Source organism: Ponticaulis sp., assembly GCF_029210165.1.
Classification (GTDB): domain Bacteria; phylum Pseudomonadota; class Alphaproteobacteria; order Caulobacterales; family Hyphomonadaceae; genus Ponticaulis.
On sequence record NZ_JARGNT010000002.1, the window covers coordinates 48,211 to 65,765 of the forward strand.

19 protein-coding genes and 1 tRNA gene are annotated in these 17,555 nt (G+C 54.3%); 12 read left to right on the forward strand and 8 right to left on the reverse strand.

Going from position 1 to position 17,555, the window contains the following annotated elements; genetic code table 11:
* Nucleotides 1-505: 505 nt before the first annotated feature.
* Nucleotides 506-595 (reverse strand) — tRNA-Ser (locus P1U45_RS12200).
* A gap of 177 nt (nt 596-772) precedes the next feature.
* Between P1U45_RS12200 and P1U45_RS12205 the strand changes: the two genes are divergently transcribed.
* From P1U45_RS12205 to P1U45_RS12215, 3 genes are read left to right on the forward strand one after another with little or no spacing between them, the layout of a single operon-like run.
* Nucleotides 773-1,165 (forward strand): NADH:ubiquinone oxidoreductase subunit NDUFA12, encoded by a 393-nt coding sequence (locus tag P1U45_RS12205; RefSeq protein WP_022695302.1) that lies wholly within the window; start codon nt 773-775, stop codon nt 1,163-1,165.
* Nucleotides 1,158-1,622 carry an MlaD family protein gene (locus tag P1U45_RS12210; RefSeq protein WP_301059329.1) on the forward strand — a complete coding sequence of 155 codons (465 nt, stop codon included), beginning with the start codon at nt 1,158-1,160 and terminating at the stop codon, nt 1,620-1,622. The genes P1U45_RS12205 and P1U45_RS12210 overlap by 8 nt, the downstream gene beginning before the upstream one ends.
* A complete protein-coding gene (locus P1U45_RS12215; RefSeq protein WP_301059330.1) occupies nt 1,622-2,410 on the forward strand; it encodes a DUF2155 domain-containing protein in 789 nt (262 codons plus the stop codon). Before P1U45_RS12210 ends, P1U45_RS12215 begins: the two co-directional genes overlap by 1 nt.
* Here the strand turns inward: P1U45_RS12215 and aat are convergent.
* The 4 genes from aat to aroQ are packed head-to-tail and all read right to left on the reverse strand — an operon-like array spanning nt 2,341 to nt 5,293.
* A complete protein-coding gene (gene aat / locus P1U45_RS12220) occupies nt 2,341-3,006 on the reverse strand; it encodes a leucyl/phenylalanyl-tRNA--protein transferase (RefSeq protein ID WP_301059331.1) in 666 nt (221 codons plus the stop codon). The two genes, P1U45_RS12215 and aat, sit on opposite strands and share 70 nt — an antisense overlap.
* Nucleotides 3,003-4,349 carry an acetyl-CoA carboxylase biotin carboxylase subunit gene (gene accC, locus P1U45_RS12225; protein ID WP_301059332.1) on the reverse strand — a complete coding sequence of 449 codons (1,347 nt, stop codon included), beginning with the start codon at nt 4,347-4,349 and terminating at the stop codon, nt 3,003-3,005. Before accC ends, aat begins: the two co-directional genes overlap by 4 nt.
* 9 nt (nt 4,350-4,358) lie before the next feature.
* The gene (gene accB, locus P1U45_RS12230) at nt 4,359-4,838 is read right to left on the reverse strand and encodes an acetyl-CoA carboxylase biotin carboxyl carrier protein (protein WP_301059333.1); all 480 of its coding nucleotides are present in this window, start codon (nt 4,836-4,838) and stop codon (nt 4,359-4,361) included.
* An 11-nt stretch (nt 4,839-4,849) separates the two neighbouring features.
* On the reverse strand, nt 4,850-5,293 hold the full coding sequence (gene aroQ, locus P1U45_RS12235) for a type II 3-dehydroquinate dehydratase (RefSeq protein WP_301059334.1): 444 nt from the start codon (nt 5,291-5,293) through the stop codon (nt 4,850-4,852).
* 69 nt (nt 5,294-5,362) lie between these two features.
* On the opposite strand from aroQ, the gene thiS reads away from it, so the two are divergent.
* From thiS to P1U45_RS12265, 6 genes are all read left to right on the forward strand, one after another.
* Nucleotides 5,363-5,563 (forward strand): sulfur carrier protein ThiS, encoded by a 201-nt coding sequence (gene thiS / locus P1U45_RS12240; RefSeq protein ID WP_363258463.1) that lies wholly within the window; start codon nt 5,363-5,365, stop codon nt 5,561-5,563.
* Nucleotide 5,564: 1 nt separating this feature from the next.
* The gene (locus tag P1U45_RS12245) at nt 5,565-6,356 is read left to right on the forward strand and encodes a thiazole synthase (protein ID WP_027441691.1); all 792 of its coding nucleotides are present in this window, start codon (nt 5,565-5,567) and stop codon (nt 6,354-6,356) included.
* A gap of 53 nt (nt 6,357-6,409) precedes the next feature.
* Nucleotides 6,410-7,636 (forward strand): MFS transporter, encoded by a 1,227-nt coding sequence (locus P1U45_RS12250; protein WP_301059335.1) that lies wholly within the window; start codon nt 6,410-6,412, stop codon nt 7,634-7,636.
* Nucleotides 7,637-7,772: 136 nt separating this feature from the next.
* On the forward strand, nt 7,773-8,297 hold the full coding sequence (locus P1U45_RS12255; protein WP_301059336.1) for a hypothetical protein: 525 nt from the start codon (nt 7,773-7,775) through the stop codon (nt 8,295-8,297).
* A 3-nt stretch (nt 8,298-8,300) separates the two neighbouring features.
* Nucleotides 8,301-9,797 (forward strand): sodium/proline symporter, encoded by a 1,497-nt coding sequence (locus P1U45_RS12260; RefSeq protein ID WP_293607901.1) that lies wholly within the window; start codon nt 8,301-8,303, stop codon nt 9,795-9,797.
* Between the two features lie 102 nt (nt 9,798-9,899).
* Nucleotides 9,900-11,444 (forward strand): NAD(P)/FAD-dependent oxidoreductase, encoded by a 1,545-nt coding sequence (locus P1U45_RS12265; RefSeq protein WP_301059337.1) that lies wholly within the window; start codon nt 9,900-9,902, stop codon nt 11,442-11,444.
* Here P1U45_RS12265 and P1U45_RS12270 read toward each other — a convergent pair whose 3' ends face one another.
* Complete coding sequence (locus tag P1U45_RS12270; protein WP_366145004.1) at nt 11,445-12,041, reverse strand: DNA-3-methyladenine glycosylase I; 597 nt, start codon at nt 12,039-12,041, stop codon at nt 11,445-11,447.
* Nucleotides 12,042-12,045: 4 nt separating this feature from the next.
* Nucleotides 12,046-12,861, reverse strand: a complete 816-nt coding sequence (locus P1U45_RS12275; RefSeq protein ID WP_301059339.1) for a hypothetical protein — start codon at nt 12,859-12,861, stop codon at nt 12,046-12,048.
* A gap of 134 nt (nt 12,862-12,995) precedes the next feature.
* Between P1U45_RS12275 and P1U45_RS12280 the strand changes: the two genes are divergently transcribed.
* Both P1U45_RS12280 and P1U45_RS12285 read left to right on the forward strand, forming a co-directional pair.
* Complete coding sequence (locus P1U45_RS12280; RefSeq protein WP_366145005.1) at nt 12,996-14,342, forward strand: dihydroorotase; 1,347 nt, start codon at nt 12,996-12,998, stop codon at nt 14,340-14,342.
* A gap of 22 nt (nt 14,343-14,364) precedes the next feature.
* Complete coding sequence (locus P1U45_RS12285) at nt 14,365-15,144, forward strand: potassium channel family protein (protein WP_301059341.1); 780 nt, start codon at nt 14,365-14,367, stop codon at nt 15,142-15,144.
* A 1-nt stretch (nt 15,145) separates the two neighbouring features.
* On the opposite strand, the gene P1U45_RS12290 is transcribed toward P1U45_RS12285, so the two are convergent.
* Entirely contained in the window at nt 15,146-15,436 is a 291-nt protein-coding gene (locus tag P1U45_RS12290) for a thermonuclease family protein (protein ID WP_301059342.1), read from the reverse strand.
* A 231-nt stretch (nt 15,437-15,667) separates the two neighbouring features.
* Between P1U45_RS12290 and P1U45_RS12295 the strand changes: the two genes are divergently transcribed.
* On the forward strand, nt 15,668-17,554 hold the full coding sequence (locus tag P1U45_RS12295) for a feruloyl-CoA synthase (RefSeq protein WP_301059343.1): 1,887 nt from the start codon (nt 15,668-15,670) through the stop codon (nt 17,552-17,554).
* The last annotated feature ends 1 nt before the right edge of the window (nt 17,555 follow it).

A 17,555-nucleotide genomic window follows, 5' to 3' on the forward strand; every position in this document is an offset into this window, starting at 1 on the left:
AGGTGCCGCGCTTGTGGTCGGTTCGGAGCCGGAGCCGCCGCAGCCCGCGACAGCGAGTGTGCAGATTGCAACAAAGCCAGAAACAAAACCGCGCTTGGAGACATCGTTGTTCAGGAAAGAGAGTGTCATGGTTATCCGCCGTGCTGGTCAGAACCGGATAGTTGGCTCTGGTTGAAACTTTTGTTGGACCGTTATCCAGCGCATTTAGCGCCATCCTGATAAGGTCGCTCAAAAGCCCATCGGCGGACGTTTGAAACCTATGACTACTTCGTCATGCCTGATCGAATACTGGAATTATATCCGTCATTCAAACCAATAATGTCGAACCTGCGCGGTGAGGCGAAGCTTTGATTAATTTCCGTGCAGAGATGTGCTGGATGTGATCGTCGAGCGTGCTGAGGGGGATGGTCTGGCGCTGATGAGCGTAAAACAAGGGTGCGTCGTTCGGCGAAAGCCAGAGCTGGCTTGCTGTCTATAGTGACGATTTGGAGAGGGCTGATCAGGGTGGCGGAGAGGAAGGGATTCGAACCCTCGATACGCGTAAACGTATACGCCCTTAGCAGGGGCGCGCCTTCAGCCACTCGGCCACCTCTCCGCGGAAGAGCCTCGTTATCAGAGTTTCTTTCCGTCTGCCAAGTGCTAACCGGCCTAAGATTCACAAAATCGTGCGAAAAAACTGGTAAAACGCGATATTATCGCGCAATTCAGAGGGTGGACCAATTGCCTCGTCTGCACCATATTCGCGCCACAAAGCAGAGGGATACCGACTCGCGTGTTAGATAAGATTTTCACCTGGTGGAGCGGCTGGACTGTCGGCGCGCTCTTTGACGTGAAGCGCCGCTCGGACTTCATCGGAGAAGACGATTACGGCAACCGCTATTTTCAGGACCGTAAGCCGAGCTATGAAGGCCGGCACCGTCGCTATGTGATCTATAAAGGCATTGCCGAGCCGTCCAAGGTTCCTGCGGACTGGCATGGCTGGCTGCACTACACATATGACGAACCTCCAACGGAGCGTCCGCTTGAGCGTAAATCCTTCGAGACAGACCACACGCCAAATTTGACGGGTACGATTTTTGCGTATCGTCCGAAAGGCAGCCTGTCACGCGAGGCTGAGCGCCGCGAAGCGGATAGCGATTATCAGGCATGGAGCCCAGATGCGTAATTCGGTTTTCGAAACCGCGATTGGTGCCATTGTTATTGTTGTTGCTGGCGCGTTCCTTTTCTTCGCGCTGAGCACCACTGATTCTTCCGGCGGTCGTGGTGAGTATCAACTCAGTGCTCGTTTCAACGATGTGACTGGCATTGAACCAGGAAGTGACGTTCTACTGGCTGGCGTTAAAGTCGGCCGCGTACTTGATGTGGAAGTCGATCCTGAAACGTTCGAGGCGAGTGTCGTTCTGTCTATGCAGAATGGTGTCGAACTTCCGGATGATTCTGATGCGCGCGTGATTTCAGGCCTTCTGGGTGGATCGCACATTGCGCTGCAGGCAGGCGGTGGTTTTGATACGATCCCAACCGATGGCAGCGGCGAAATTCTCTACACACGCGGTAGCGTTGACATCATCACGTTGTTTGCGAGTTTTGCCAGCGGGCAGAGCAATAACGGGGACGGCAACTAGTGTCATCGAGACTTCAGAAGCTTCTTATAGTGACGGCGCTGGGCGCTGGACTGTCGGTTTTTGGCGGCGCCACGGCGCAGCAGGACCCGTTAGCTGATCTTCTGAATTCTCCTCAGGCTACTCCGCCTGAGAGCGAAGAACCTGTTATCCCGGATAACAGACCTAACTCTTCTGATTTCCCGGCAGCTGGTCGCGCTGTGTCGCAGGACGAACAGAATAGCTTTCAGGAAGAGATCGAAGAGGGCACTTTTCCGCGTCTCGCACCAATCTTTTCGCCAGATTACGACCCGGAAGATTATATCATTCGTCCGGAAGGATCGGACGACGACGAGCTGACGGAAATCGAGCCGGTAGACGAGGCTGAAGAAGAGCGTGTCGAGGAAGATGCCGAGGCTGAGACAGAGCTGGACTTTGAATACATGGTCCAGCCCGCAGTCACGCTTCGGGGGCTTGATAAGATTACTGGCCGCTCCGTCGATATGGATGTGGCTGTGGGCTCAAACGCGATGCTCGGTGGTCTGCGTGTGACTGTCCGTGCGTGTCATCAGACGCCGCCTACAGAGCCACCAGAATCAATCGCCTATGTGGAAGTCGAAGACTATGGCTTCGTGATTGATGATGCTGAAGAGCTGCAAGAAGACGTTGATATGGAAAAGCGTGTTTTCAATGGCTGGATGTTCGCGTCATCGCCGGGCCTGAATGGTCTTGAGCACGCGATTTACGACGTCTGGGTGATCCGTTGTATCGACGAAGCACCGGTTTTTTCTGACTCAGGCAGCGAGTTGTAAGCGTAAAAGTCGGCATGCCGCCTCATTGCTTCTGCAAGCCGTCGTTTAAAAATGCGCTTCGGAATTTCCTGAATACCAAATTGTTCAAGATGCGGGTTTGTAAACTGCGCATCTAGCATGGCGTAGCCGCCAACGCGGAGGCGATCTACAAGGTGCACCAGTGCGACTTTGGAGGCTTCGCTCACGCGAGAGAACATGCTCTCACCGAAAAACACGCCCTGTAGGCCAACGCCGTACAAGCCGCCCACCAATTCATCATCCATCCAGCATTCCACTGAATGGGCGAAACCGCGGCGGTGCAGCTCATTATAGAGATTGAAAATGGTGGTGTTGATCCAGGTGGAGGAACGTCCGGGCCCGGGAGCGGCGCACGCATCCATCACGCGTCCGAAATTGGTGTCGACACGGATTTCAAACCGATCAGACCGGACGACTTTCCTGAGTTTTCGGGGAATATGGAAATCATCAAGTGGCAGGACACCGCGCATTTCCGGATCTACGAGAAATATCTCCGGATCATCGCGGTGTTCAGCCATTGGAAACACGCCGATTTGGTAGAATGACAGCAAGTCATCGGCGGTTATAGGTCGTGTCATGACTCCTGATCGGCTAGGAAACGTTCCAGCCAGTGAATGTCATAATTACCTGAGTTTACACCTTCTGCATCAACCAGACGCTGGTGCAGCGGCAACGTCGTCTCGACGCCTGATACAACCATTTCGCCAAGTGCGCGCTTCAGGCGAAGCATGCATTCCTCACGTGTCACGCCGTGCACAATGAGCTTGCCGATAAGGCTGTCATAGTAAGGCGGGATCGTATAGCCGGCATAAGCGGCAGAATCGAGGCGTACGCCCAGACCGCCCGGTGCATGGAACTCTTTGATGAGGCCCGGAGACGGTGCAAAGGTTTCAGGATGCTCCGCGTTGATACGGCACTCGATAGCGTGACCGATGAACGGAACGTCTTCCTGAGTGAAGCTGAGCTTCTCACCCTGAGCAATGCGGATCTGCTCTTTAACAAGGTCGATGCGCGTGATCATCTCTGTGACCGGGTGTTCCACCTGAAGGCGGGTGTTCATCTCGATGAAGTAGAACTCGCCGTTCTCGTAGAGGAATTCGATCGTGCCAACGCCGAGATAGCCAAGCTTTTTGATAGCGTCGACGACGGTTTTACCGATTCTGTCGCGTTCTTGGTGCGTGATAACCGGGGAAGGTGCTTCCTCGAAGACCTTCTGGTGACGGCGCTGCAAAGAGCAGTCACGTTCGCCGAGGTGGACCACATTGCCGTGGCTGTCGGCGATAACCTGAATTTCAATGTGACGCGGCTTTTCAAGATACTTCTCGATATAGACTTCGTCGTCACCGAACGCAGCTTTAGCTTCCGAGCGGGCCGTATTGAAAGCCTTGCCCATTTCTTCTTCGCTGCGCGCCACCTTCATGCCGCGACCACCGCCGCCTGATGCAGCTTTGACGAGAACAGGATAGCCCATTTCGGCAGCGACTTTTTTAGCCGTTGCTTCATCAGGTACGCCGCCGTCAGAGCCCGGAACTACCGGTACGCCGACTTCGATCATGGCTTTCTTAGCCGCGATCTTGTCACCCATGAGACGGATATGTTCCGCACGTGGACCAATGAAGTTCAGACCGTGAGCTTCCACGATTTCAACGAAGCGTGCATTCTCGGAGAGAAAGCCGTAACCCGGGTGGATCGCGCCAGCATGGGTAATCTCTGCGGCCGTCATGATGGCTGCAGACTTCAGATAGCTTTCAGATGCGCCAGGCGGGCCAATGCAGACGCTTTCATCTGCGAGGCGCACGTGCATGGCGTTGCTGTCGGCTGTGGAGTGCACAGCCACAGTGGAAAGCCCCATTTCCTTACAGGCACGGTGGATCCGGAGTGCGATTTCGCCGCGATTGGCGATGAGGACTTTATCAAACATGGAAAAGGCCTAGCCTTTTTTCACTTTGAACAGTGGTTGGCCGTATTCAACGGCTTCTGCATCGTTCACGAGGATTTCGATAATCTCGCCAGAAACTTCGGCTTTGATCTCGTTCATCACTTTCATCGCTTCAATGATGCAGACGACGGAAGCCTTGTTCACAGAGCTGCCTTTTTCAACGAAGGTAGACGCATCTGGCGATGGCGAACGGTAGAACGTGCCGATCATTGGCGACGTAATGATTTCTTCGTCAGCGGCTGCAACTGGTGCAGCGCTTGCGGCTTCGGCAGCCGGGGCTGCTGCCGGTGCAGGTGCTGCAGGAGCGGCATAAGAAACAGGCGCTTGAGCAACAACAGGTGCTGCAGGCTTGCTGACGCGAATCTTCAGTTCGCCCTGTTCAACTTCAATTTCACCGAGATCGGCTTCACGCAGGATAGCTGCGAGTTCGCGCACCAGCGCTGGATCTACGGTTGTCTTATCGTTTGCCATGTTTTCGCCTTTCAGCTTGATGGAATCAGGGTGGCAAGTGCCTTAACCGCTAGCACATAGCCAGCTGCGCCAAGTCCTGCAATCGACCCTGTGACGACAGGGCCTATAAAATTGGTAGAACGAAATTCCTCGCGCGCGGCAGGATTCGAAAGATGAACCTCAATTACCGGTAAATCGAGAGATTTCAATGCGTCGTGGATCGCGACGGATGTGTGCGTGTAAGCCGCAGCGTTCAGAATGACGCCCGCTGCTTCGGTTCGGGCCGCTTGCAACAAGTTGACGATTGCGCCTTCGCTATTGCTCTGGTGCATTTGCAGATCAAAGCCATGTAGCGTAGCCTCGTCCCGGGCCATCGTTTCGATGTCCTGAAGCGTCTGGCGTCCGTATATCTCAGGCTCTCGTTGGCCGAGCAGATTGAGATTCGGGCCGTTTATGCAGGAAATAACTCTTGTCATATTGGTCAGGACGCTTAGCACACCTATCGTGATAAACCAGACACTTAATCGACCGCACGGGTGATTGATTTGAATATCAGATTGAATGGTGACTCTTTCGAGGTCAATCCGGGAACGACAATTCTGGGCCTCGTGATCAAGCTTGAGCTTGATCCGAAAGCGGTTGCCGTAGAACGAAACCTTGAGATCGTACCGAAATCACTTCATGGCGACGTGGAGCTGTCGGACGGCGACAATATCGAAATCGTAGAGTTTGTAGGAGGCGGTTGATATGACCGATGCAACCAACCCGAAAAAAGACACGCTAACGATTGCGGGTCGTGAATTCTCGTCGCGCCTCATCATCGGCACCGGCAAGTATAAAGACTATGAGCAGAACCTGCATGCAGCCCAGGCTGCGGATGTGGACATGGTCACAGTTGCTGTGCGCCGGGTAAATCTGACGGATAAGAGCAAGCCGCGTCTTACCGATTTCGTCTCCCCGGAGAAATATACGTTTCTACCAAACACTGCAGGCTGCTTTACTGCCGAGGATGCGATCCGTACGCTTCGTCTGGCTCGTGAAGCGGGTGGTTGGGATCTGGTGAAGCTGGAAGTGCTGTCGGACCAGAAGACGCTTTATCCGGATATGTCCGAGACGCTGCGCGCTGCTGAGCTTCTGATCAAAGAAGGCTTCAAGGTCATGGTCTATTGTTCAGACGATCCGGTCTATGCAAAGCGTCTTGAAGATGCAGGCTGCGTTGCCATCATGCCGCTCGGCTCACTGATCGGTTCCGGTCTTGGCATCATGAATCCGGTGAATATTCGCCTCATCGTGGAGCAGACCCGTGTTCCTGTTATCGTGGATGCGGGCGTGGGCACAGCATCAGATGCTGCCGTCGCCATGGAGCTCGGCTGTGACGGCGTTCTCATGAATACTGCTATCGCAGAAGCTAAAGATCCGGTGTTGATGGCAAGCGCTATGAAGCACGCTGTTATTGCGGGTCGTGAATCCTATCTCGCAGGCCGTATGCCGAAGAAGCGTTACGCTGACCCGAGTTCACCGCTCGCGGGTCTTATCTGACGCTTTAGAAAATAAAGACTGAATTCTGCGGAGAAGCGGTGTAACAGGCGATCATGTCTGGTACCGGCCGCTTCTCAGCTTTCAAGCACAATAGCTATCGCCTCTATTTCGGGGCGCGCTTCTGCACCGCGTTTGCCGCGCAAGTGCTTTCAATCTCCATTGCATGGCAGATGTATGCCGAAACCAGCAGTATGCTGCTGTTGGGCGCGATTGGTCTGGTGCAATTTCTTCCTGCGCTCGGGCTGGTGTTTCTTACGGGTATGGCGGCCGATCAGTTCGGACGACGTCTCGTAATGGGAATTTCGATCGTCGTTGAGCTGGCTTGCGCGTTGACGATTTTGCTTATGGCAGTAAATCGGAGCTTCGATCCGTACGCCGTTCTTTTCGTTCTGCTAATATTTGGTTGCGCGCGTGCGTTCCTCGCGCCTGCGTCTTCAAGCCTTGCAGTCAATCTCGTACCTAAAGAAGACTTTGTGAACGCTGCCGGTTTTGCGGCGGTGTCCTGGCAGGCTGCATCGATTGTGGGCCCGGTCGCAGGTGGTTTGCTGTATGGAATATCTGCGTCGGTCGCGTATTCGGTTGCTGTCGGTCTGTTCTTAACGGCGGCGGTTCTGGTTTTTGCGATACCTAAGCCTGATCAGGTGACAGGGCAGGCGGCTAAAACGCTCTCCAGCGTGTTGGAGGGGTTCCAGTACGTATTCAAAGAGAAAGTTGTACTGGGTGCGATTTCGTTGGACCTCTTTGCGGTATTGCTCGGTGGTGCGGTGGCGATGTTGCCGGTCTATGCGAGTGACATTCTGCAAGTAGACTCACAAGGGCTGGGGCTGCTTCGCGCGGCGCCAGGTATCGGGGCGTTGATCATGGTGGCAATCATGAACATTTTCCCGATCCGCGACCACGCAGGAATTATTCTGTTCGTGAGCGTCGCGCTATTCGGTCTCGCGACGGCGGTGTTCGGCGCATCGACCATTGCATGGTTTTCGATTCTGGCGCTGATGTTCGTCGGCGCATTCGACATGGTGTCGGTCTATATCCGCGAAGTTCTCCTCCAGCTCTGGACGCCGGATGACGTGCGCGGACGTGTAAATGCCGTGAACTCGATCTTTCTCGGTGCTTCAAACGAGTTGGGCGAAGCGAGGGCCGGGTTCATGGGTGCTGTGCTTGGTCCGGTCGCTACCGTTGTTCTGGGCGGCGTGGCGGCTATTGGCATTGCGGCTGGCTGGGCATTCTTATTTCCGCAGATCAGAAAAACGCGGTATCTTGAGCGACCCGAAGACTGATTTCGGCAACCAATGGGCTGCTAAACCGAGTCTTTTGCTGAGATTTTGAATCTCTAGCTTGCCTAATCTCCCAAGTTTTGACAGTTTCTGAGAAAAATAGAGCTGACTATAATAAACATCGGGAGGGCTATAATCCATGATGAAATGGATTTTTGGCGTATTAGTCATCATGGCGGCAACTATTGTTGTCGCGATGTTTGGGGGAGCACCGGACATGGTTTCGGGCGGGCCTCACCCAGAATATGCGGGCATGAGTATTGGTGGCGACAGCGCTGCGCGTCTGGAAGGGTTGTGGATCGAGGGGCTCATCCTTTATTTCGCGACATTCCTCATGGCACCGGCCTTTATGGCTTTTGGCGTCGCAGAACATAATCGAAATAAAATATTCTGGACGATGATGGGCGGCGTGACGGCGCTAAACCTTGTCTTTGCGACATTGCTCATCGTGTTTTACGTGGATTTTCTGAACACGGGCGAGACATTCATGTTGCTCGGCTTTCCTGCGCCAACAGCGATGATGCTTTATGGCTGCTGGGGGACTGCTGCATTGTACACGGCCATCTATATCGCCGGGTTCAACAAGTTCATCTTCACGCCTGAAGACGAGAAAACTTTTGAGGCGCTGATTGCGGCCAAAAATGCCGAAAAGACGGAGGCTTAAGACATGGAAGCGTTCCGTGAACCAATCATCCTCGCCTGTATTGGCGTGTATTTCGTTATTTGTATTCTGGTCGGCATCTGGGCGATGCGTAAGACGCACTCTGCGTCCGACTTCTTTATCGCGGGCAAAGGCCTTGGCCCTGTCGTTGTAGGCCTTGCGGTCTTCTCTTCGACTTTGTCAGGCTTTGGCTTCGTCGGCGGTCCTGGCCTTGTCTATAATATGGGCATGACATCCGTCTGGATGGTGATCGTGTCCACCCTCGGCTATGCGATCGTATTCTACATGCTGGCCAAGCGTATGCGTGTGATGGCGGAAATCAGAGATTCGATCTCGCTGCCGGACATCGTTGCTGCGCGTTATTCCAGTAAAGCTGCTGGCGGCTGGATGGCCGTCGTCGTTATTCTGGGCGTGCTTGGATATCTGGCGACACAGATTCTTGCCATGTCGACGGTTCTTCAGTCGATCCTCGGGAACACAGAAATGTTTGAAGGCATCAGCCTGATTACTTGTGCTGTGATTTCGGTGAGCGTCCTGATCTTCTACGCGGTGACAGGCGGTATTCTGGCGTCGGTTTATACCGACCTCGTTCAGGGCCTCATCATGATGGTCTGTGGCTTGCTCGTCGTTGTGGCTGCCGCGATGGCGGTTGATGGCGGGTTCACCGCAGCATCCAGCTCATTGCTTGCCGATGACCCAGAGGCGATTATGCCGTTTGGTTCTGGTGGCATGTTCGCAGCGGTCGCATGGGCATTTATGTTCGGCGTCGGTATTGCGGGCCAGCCGCACCTCATCACTAAGCTGATGATGAACCGTACGGTCAAAGACACGAAGGTCATTCTGCCGCTCTCAATCGCTGGCTATGCGGTTGCTGCTATGCTCTGGATTTCAGTCGGTCTGGTCATGCGTGCGCTGGTGCTTCAGGGCAATCATGATCCGCTTGGGCTTCCTGATGACGCGGCACCGGAGTTCCTGACAGCGTATGCTAATCCGCTTCTTGCTGGTGTCGTGTTCGCTGGCCTGTTTGCGGCGATTATGTCGACGGCAGACGGCTTCCTGAACATTGGCGCGGCTGCGATCATCCACGATCTGCCGAAAGCTATTCGCGGGAAACCACTCAAGAATGAACTCTGGTGGGCGCGCGTAGCGACGGTTCTGTTGTGCCTGTTCGCTACCGGCTTCGCGCTGTATGCGCGCTACAATAGTGGCGAGCTTGTCGCGCTGCTTGGTGCGTTCGGTTGGGGCACGTTCGCTGCGGCGATCTTCCCGGTGGTAGCACTCGGCCTGAACTGGAAACGGGCGACGGCGAACGCTGCGATCTTTGCAATCATTCTGTCACTGGTCTTCAACTTCAGTGTGAAACTGTTCGGAATTGCGATGCCGTTCGGCATGGATGGCGGGTTCATTTCTATGCTGATTTCGATGATTGCGTTCATCGGTATTTCTTACATTGAGAAGCCAAAACCGCTTCAGAAGGATATCGAAGCGATCATGGACCTCTAGGCCTGACGTTACGTCAGACCTCGTAAAATCGATCTGTAGCTGATAGCCTGAGCATAAATAAAACATGCTCAGGCTATTTGCGTTCTGAGACGGGGAAGAAACATGCCAAGCGAAACATCCACCGACCATTTCGACGTTCTCATCGTGGGCGCAGGCCTTTCCGGCATTGGCGCGGCGTATCACCTTCAGCAGAAATGTCCGGGTAAAACCTACGCCATTCTGGAAGGAAGAGACGCGATTGGCGGCACATGGGATTTGTTCCGTTACCCTGGCATTCGTTCCGACTCAGACATGCACACGCTGGGCTATTCGTTCAAACCATGGCGTCAGGCAAAAGCCATCGCAGATGGTCCTTCTATCCGGTCTTACGTTCGGGAAACGGCTGATGAAAACGGCATTTCCGAACACATCCGCTTTGGGCAGGATGTGAAATCGGCGAAGTGGTCATCTGAGACGTCGAGCTGGCATGTCACCAGCCTTGATAAGGCGAGCGGAGAAGAAAAGACGGTCACCGGCCAGTATCTTCTGATGTGTAGCGGTTATTACAGCTATGACGCAGGCTATACGCCCGACTTTGATGGGATGGAAGATTTCAGCGGTCTGATCATCCACCCGCAACAGTGGGACGAGAGTATCGATTACGCGAACAATAAAGTTGTGGTGATTGGCAGTGGCGCGACGGCCGTCACGCTTGTGCCTGAAATGGCTAAGACGGCAGCCCATGTCACCATGCTTCAACGCTCGCCTACCTATATGGCGACACGTCCCGCGACGGACGCACTTGCAAACAAAATGCGCAAATTCCTTCCAGAGCGTCTGGCCTACAGCCTGACCCGTTGGAAGAATGTGCTGTTCACCATGTATTTTTACAATCTCACGCAAAAGCATCCTGAGAAAACGAAGGAGCAATTGATCGGGATTGTGAGAGAGCAGCTCGGCCCGGACTATGATGTCGAAAAACATTTCACACCGGCATACAATCCGTGGGAGCAACGCCTATGCCTTGTTCCGGACAATGACCTGTTTGAAGCGATCAAAAGTGGTTCTGCTTCTGTTGTGACAGATCATATCGAACGCTTTGATGAGAACGGCGTTCAGCTGAAATCCGGTGAGCATATTGATGCTGATATCGTTGTCACAGCGACAGGCCTCGACCTTAAATTTCTGGGCGGTGTTGAATTGGAAGTGGACGGGCGGCACATCGCGCCGAACGAACTTCTGAACTATAAAGGCCTGATGTTCTCTGGTCTGCCGAATCTGGCAGGCGTTTTCGGATATACGAATGCGTCCTGGACGCTGAAAGCGGACCTGACCAGCGAATTCATGTGCCGACTGATCAATCACATGGACCGTTCTGGCGATGTTGCCGCGACGCCTCACAATGATGATCCGAATGTCGAGACAGAGGACTGGCTGAGTTTCTCTTCCGGATATGTACAGCGTACGCTTCACCGCTTCCCGAAACAGGCATCCAACAAACCGTGGAAGCTGAACCAGAACTATGCCGTTGATCTGATGACGTTGCGTTTCAGCAAGCTGGATGACGGCGTGATGCGTTTCACCAAAGCCGGTGAGCAGGTTCCTGTTTCGGTTGCACCTGTTGATGCCGACACCGAGGCGAGCGCGCAGGAACTCGCGGCAGAGTAATTATCGGGTGTATGTCTGAACCGCTTTGTGACGTGGGCAGACGGTTTCATGATCATTGATCATACCGACTGCCTGCATGAAGGCGTAGACGATAACCGGCCCACAATATTTGAAACCGCGCTTTTTCAGGGCCGTTGAGAGTGCGGCAGATTCCTCGCTATTCGTCGGCGCATCGCGGAAGTTCTCCCACGAATTTACGATGGGGGAGCCGCCGACGAAGTCCCACATCCACTCAGAGAAGGATTGTGGCTCGTTGTTAAAGGCCAGATAGGCCTTCGCATTGCCGATCAGTGCCCGGATTTTCTGAGGCGACCTGATAATGCCGGGATTTTGAAGTGCTTGGTCAATGCGTTCATCGTCCCAGCGGGCGATTGATGACGGATCAAACCCGTCGAATTCTTCGCGCATGCTGTCGCGCTTATAAAGAATGGTCCTCCATGAGAGGCCCGCCTGAAAGCCGTCGAGTTGAAGCTTCTCCCAGAGTGCACGGCTGTCATATTCAGGCACTCCCCATTCTTCGTCGTGATATGCGCGGTACACGGCGTCATCAGCAGGGGCCCAGGGGCAATGAATTTTACTGGCTTCGGTCACAGAAATTCTCTTACGCGGGTGGAAGGTGGCATTCTGCGGGTTTATCATTGATCGTTACCGGTGTCGCAGACTCTGTGGCGTTTGCCAGACGGTCCAGCCTGACTAGTGCGAGTCCTTCTCCCTCAGACCATGATGTCACGGTGCCCACGGTAGAGATGCCAGCTTTGATTTCGTCGCCGCTCTCTACCGTCGCTTCAGGAGCAGAGACGCGTAGAAGGCGTTTGCGAACTTCTGTTTTGCGCTTCATGCGGCTGGCGACTTCCTGACCGACAAAGCAGCCCTTTTTAAAGTCGATGCCGTTGGTAAGATCCATATTGATATCGGCGGGGAAGACCTCGCTCGGGCCATAATCTACCCCGAACTCAGGAAAAACAGCGTCGGTACGGAGCCTGGTGTAAGCCGCGGACGCCTGTTCGGAACTCTCCGTTGAGGTCTCGCTAACGACGCGCGTTACGTCATCACCAAAATTTGGCGGGGTCATGGAGGCCAGAACCGGAATTTCCGGATCACCTTCGCAAACCAGAACATGCAGATCTTCACGACGGGTGAACAGAACGTCGGCGCGAAGCTTTAGCATGGTCAGACGCTTTTGCATGGCTTCGATTTCCGTTTCAGGAAGGTCGATGAGCAATCTATCATCGGTTCTGAATACAAACATGTCTGTCAGAATCTTGCCCTGCGGCGTCAGCAGCGCACCGTAAACACCATCTCGGATGGCAAGTGTCTCGACGTTGCAGGTCAGAACGCGGTTCAGAAAGCTTGTGGTTTCAGTACCTGTTGCAGAGAGGACAGCGCGATGCGAAAGCGGGTAAACAGAATTAGTCATGTGCCAGAGATAGCGAAGCCTGCGCTAAATTCTATGTATAATCTGAGCTTGAATTGTAATTCGTCACGTTGTCAGTGGTTTCGAATAACGTCAAAACGGCATTATGATTGTGACAAGCAGTTAGTCCTGAGGAGATTTCGCTGATGTATGAACTCGTACTTCGCAATGGTCGGGTGATGACTCCAGGTGGACTTGTGTCCACAGACATTGGCGTCTCGAACGGCAAGATTGCTCGCATTGGCGAGATATTCCACTCCGACGCGGCCACGACCTTCGATGCGAAAGGTCTGACCATTTTGCCGGGCGTAATCGACTCGCAGGTTCACTTCCGCGAACCGGGGCTGGAATACAAAGAGGATCTTGAAACAGGCGCGCGTTCTGGCGCGCTCGGCGGTGTGACGTGTGTGTTCGAAATGCCGAACACCAATCCGTCGACCATTACGCCGGACCGGCTTCAGGACAAGTTGAACCGTGCTTTAGGCCGTATGGACATCGACCACGCGTTCTATGCTGGCGCGACGCACGAGAACACACACCTACTGGCTGAAATGGAAGCCATGCAGGGCTGCTGCGGCATCAAGGTGTTCATGGGCGCATCTACCGGCGACCTGCTCGTGCAGGACGATGAGGGCGTTGAGGCGGTGCTTCGAGCCATCAAACGCCGCGCGGCGTTCCACTCTGAGGACGAGTACCGTCTGGCGGATCGTCGTGACCTAGCTGTGACAGGCGACTGGACAAGCCATCCGGTTGTTCGTGACCCTCAAGCCGCAATTCAGTCTACGGAACGTCTGCTTCGTCTTGCGCGGAAAACCGGAAAGCGCATTCACGTGCTGCATATTACGACGGCGCAGGAGATGGAGATTCTGGCGCGCAATAAAGATGTGGCAAGCGTCGAAGTGACACCGCAGCACCTCACGCTCGTTGCGCCTTACGCCTATGAAATTCTGAAAGGCCGCGCTCAAATGAACCCACCAATTCGCGAGCAACACCACGTTGACGCGCTCTGGCGGGCGGTGAATTCCGGCATCGTGGATGTCATGGGGTCTGATCACGCGCCGCATACACTGGAAGAAAAGGCGCGCCCCTATCCTGCGAGCCCGTCTGGCATGCCAGGCGTGCAGACACTGGTGCCTGTGATGCTCACGCACGTGAATAACGGACATCTCAGCCTGCAGCGCTTTGTCGAGCTGACCAGTGCTGGTCCACAGCGCGTGTTCGGCATTGTCGGCAAGGGCCGCATCGCTGAAGGCTATGATGCCGACTTCACTGTTGTCGACATGGAGCGCCGTGAAATCATGACGGATAGCTGGTCGAAAACTAAATCCGGCTGGACACCATTCGATGGCATGGAAGCGCAAGGCTGGCCGGTAGCGACTATCGTGCGAGGACAATTCATTATGCAGGATGGGGAAATCGTTCAGAAAGGCCTCGGCAAGCCTGTACGGTTCCAGGAGACTCTGGCTCCGGAAGGTGCCGCGTAGAGCGCGCTGGAGGGGGACGGGTATGCCTGTAGAACGGCGCGGTCTGGAGCGCATCCTTTTCTGGCTGTATGAAGGCTTCGGGACAGGTCCCTATCTGTTCCGTTGGGTGCTGTTGGCTATAGACGCCGCGGCGGTGGCCTTCTTTCTCTGGGCGCCGTTTCAGGACCGTACACAAGCCTATTACATTCTGGACGTACTGATCGCACTCTTTATCGCGCTCGATTTTGGTGCGCGGTTCTGGATATCACGACCACGCCATATGTTCCTGATCAATCCGTTCAATCTGGCGGATATCGTGGTGTTGATCTCGCTATTGTTGCCGATGTTCTTCTCGAACTTTGCATTCCTGCGGATATTGCGGGCGCTACGCCTCGTGCGCGCCTTCACCTTCCTGCGCCGGATGAAAAACATCTCGTCCTATTTACGAGAGAATGCGGAAATCATTGATCGGGTGGTGAACCTGCTTGTGTTCATCCTGATTATGACTGCGTTCGTATATGGCACGCAGCTCGAGGCGAACGAGCACATCAACTCGTATCTGGATGCGCTCTATTTCACGATCGCCAGTCTCACCACAACAGGTTATGGCGACATCGTTCTGCAGGGCGTGTTCGGCAAGCTGTTATCCATCTTCATCATGGTGCTTGGTATCTCGCTCTTCCTGCGACTGGTGCAGGCCATCGTGAGGCCGTCCAAAGTGACGTCGGAGTGCACGCGATGCGGTTTATTGCGCCATGAGCCGGACGCGATTCACTGCAAGCACTGCGGTGAGTTCATCAGGCTGCCGACGCATAACGAATAGACTATTCGCACCAGCTCGGCTTGGCTTCGCTGCGATCTTCATTCCAGCGTTGAGCCAGACCACGCTGTTCGAGCAAATGTCCGACATGCACCCCGTCCAGATAGACGTGAGCGCGACCGCGGCCGTATTCATCAACCCCGCGGAATAGAATCTGCACGTGATCAGCGTCGCGGAAAATCTCCTGGACGGCAGAGACGGTCTCTTCGCCGAGATCAGCTTCGGCGAGGCATTCGGCATGGGGTGAGGTTTCCGGGCTATCATATCCAATCAGACGGAAGCGACGTCCTTGCAATTGATACGTGTCCCCGTCGACAGGGCGGACTGCGTCGGCTCTTCCTGCAAGACATTCAGGATTATCATCGCACAGATTTTCCGGCGGCGGCGCGCCACAGGACGCAGCTGTCAAAAACACCGCAAAAATGCCTAAGCGATATGATTGTCGCACAACGTTTCTCCCCCTATGCTCTGCATCAATCAAGCAAAAGAACTGGTAACAAGCCAGCCTAAACTCAAAGGGAGACACATGTCCGGTCCAGTCGAGGAATCGGTGCGCACGGATGCACTGCCGTTTCGTGAAATTCCGTACCTTCCACAGAAGCTGAACGTCACGCATCGTGATGATGGCTCCATTATTCTTGAGAATGGTCAGCCATTACGGCCTTATTCGCCACACATGTTGGCGCCGCTGGTCTATTGGGCCGCGAATGATCCTGATCGTCTCTGGCTTGCGCAACGCGATCCAGTCGAGCCAGAAAAAGATTGCTGGCAAAGGCTTACCTATGGCGAAGCGCTGAAGCGTATTCGTCGCCTTGCGCAGGGGCTTTTAAATAATGGCGCTGGCCCTGATGCGCCGTTGATGATTCTGTCGCGCAATTCGATCGAGCACGCTCTGATCATGTATGCCGCGATGTGGGCGGGAAGCCCGGTTGTTCCTGTGACGCCGGCTTATGCGCTTCTCAGTCAGGATTTTGCGCGCCTCAACTATGTCGACGGACTGACCTCTCCAAAGTTTATCTATGTCGATGACGGGCAGGAGTATCAGCGCGGACTGGATGGCATGAAACTGGACAAACGTCTGGTCATACACGCCCGAAATGCGCCGAACGTCGAAAATCAGGTCAGCCTGGATGATCTGGAAACCTCTCCGACTTATCAGGTGGATCTGGCTTACGACCGCCTTGGTCCGCAAACGACGGCCAAGTTCATGCTGACCTCCGGCTCAACTGGCGAGCCGAAAGCGGTGATCAATTCCCATGAGAATATTGCATCTATGGTGAAGATGATCCGGTCGATCTGGAATACGGAGAAACTCGAGCAGCTTACGAATGGCCAGCAGGTCATGGTGAACTTCCTGCCTTGGAGCCACACTTACGGAGCCAATTCCATTCTGCACTCCATGGCTGATTGGGGCGGTGCGCTGTATATCGACTGGGGCGCGCCGACACCGGCCCGGTTGCCGGAAATGATTCGTAATCTCAAAGAGGTTTCACCAACCCAGCACACGACTGTACCTGCTGCGTGGACAGCTATTGCGACGGAGATTGAAAACGATCCCGAGCTTGCTGAAACCTTCTTCAAAAAGCTGTTTGTCATGGCCTATGGCGGTGCAGCCATGGGGCAGGACATATACGAGCGCATTCAGAAGGTGGCGATCAAAACGACGGGTGAACGCATTTCTCTTTCAGCGGGCTATGGTGCGACCGAAACATCGCCGACGACCGCAAATGTACACTGGCCGAGCTCTGTCATGGGCTTGATAGGGCTGCCTTTGCCGGGCTGCGAGATGAAGATGGCGCCCGTCGGCGAAAAGTATGAGTGCCGTGTGCGTGGTCCTCACATCACCAAGGGGTATTACCGGAATCCTGAGAAAACAGCTGAAGCATTCGATGAAGAAGGCTTTTACAAGCTGGGTGACGCCGTGAAGTTTGCCGATCCGGGCGATCCAAATCAAGGCCTGGCTTTCGACGGGCGGATCGCCGAGGAGTTCAAGCTCGCAAATGGCACATGGGTGTCAGCTGGCGCTGTACGCATTGGCGCGATTTCCGAAGTCGATGGGGCACTCGCCGACGCTGTGGTTTGCGGCCTCAACAAGGATAAGATTGGGATTCTGGGTTTCCTGAACGAGAATTTCTGTAAGCGAATTGCCGGTTCCATTCCCCTTGAGGAGATGGCCCGCCACCCTGATATCCGTCAGGCGGTGGAGAATGGTCTGCGTTTCTACAATCAGAAAAATCCAAATTCGTCTTCACGCATCGCAGCCTGCATCCTTCAGCCAGACCAGCCTTCGCAGGATAAGGGTGAAATCACCGAAAAGGGCTACATCAATCAAAGCAAAGTTCAGTCTTTGCGTGCGACAGAAGTTGAACGGCTTTTCCAGTCATCTCCTGACGATGACGTAATTGTTCTTTGAG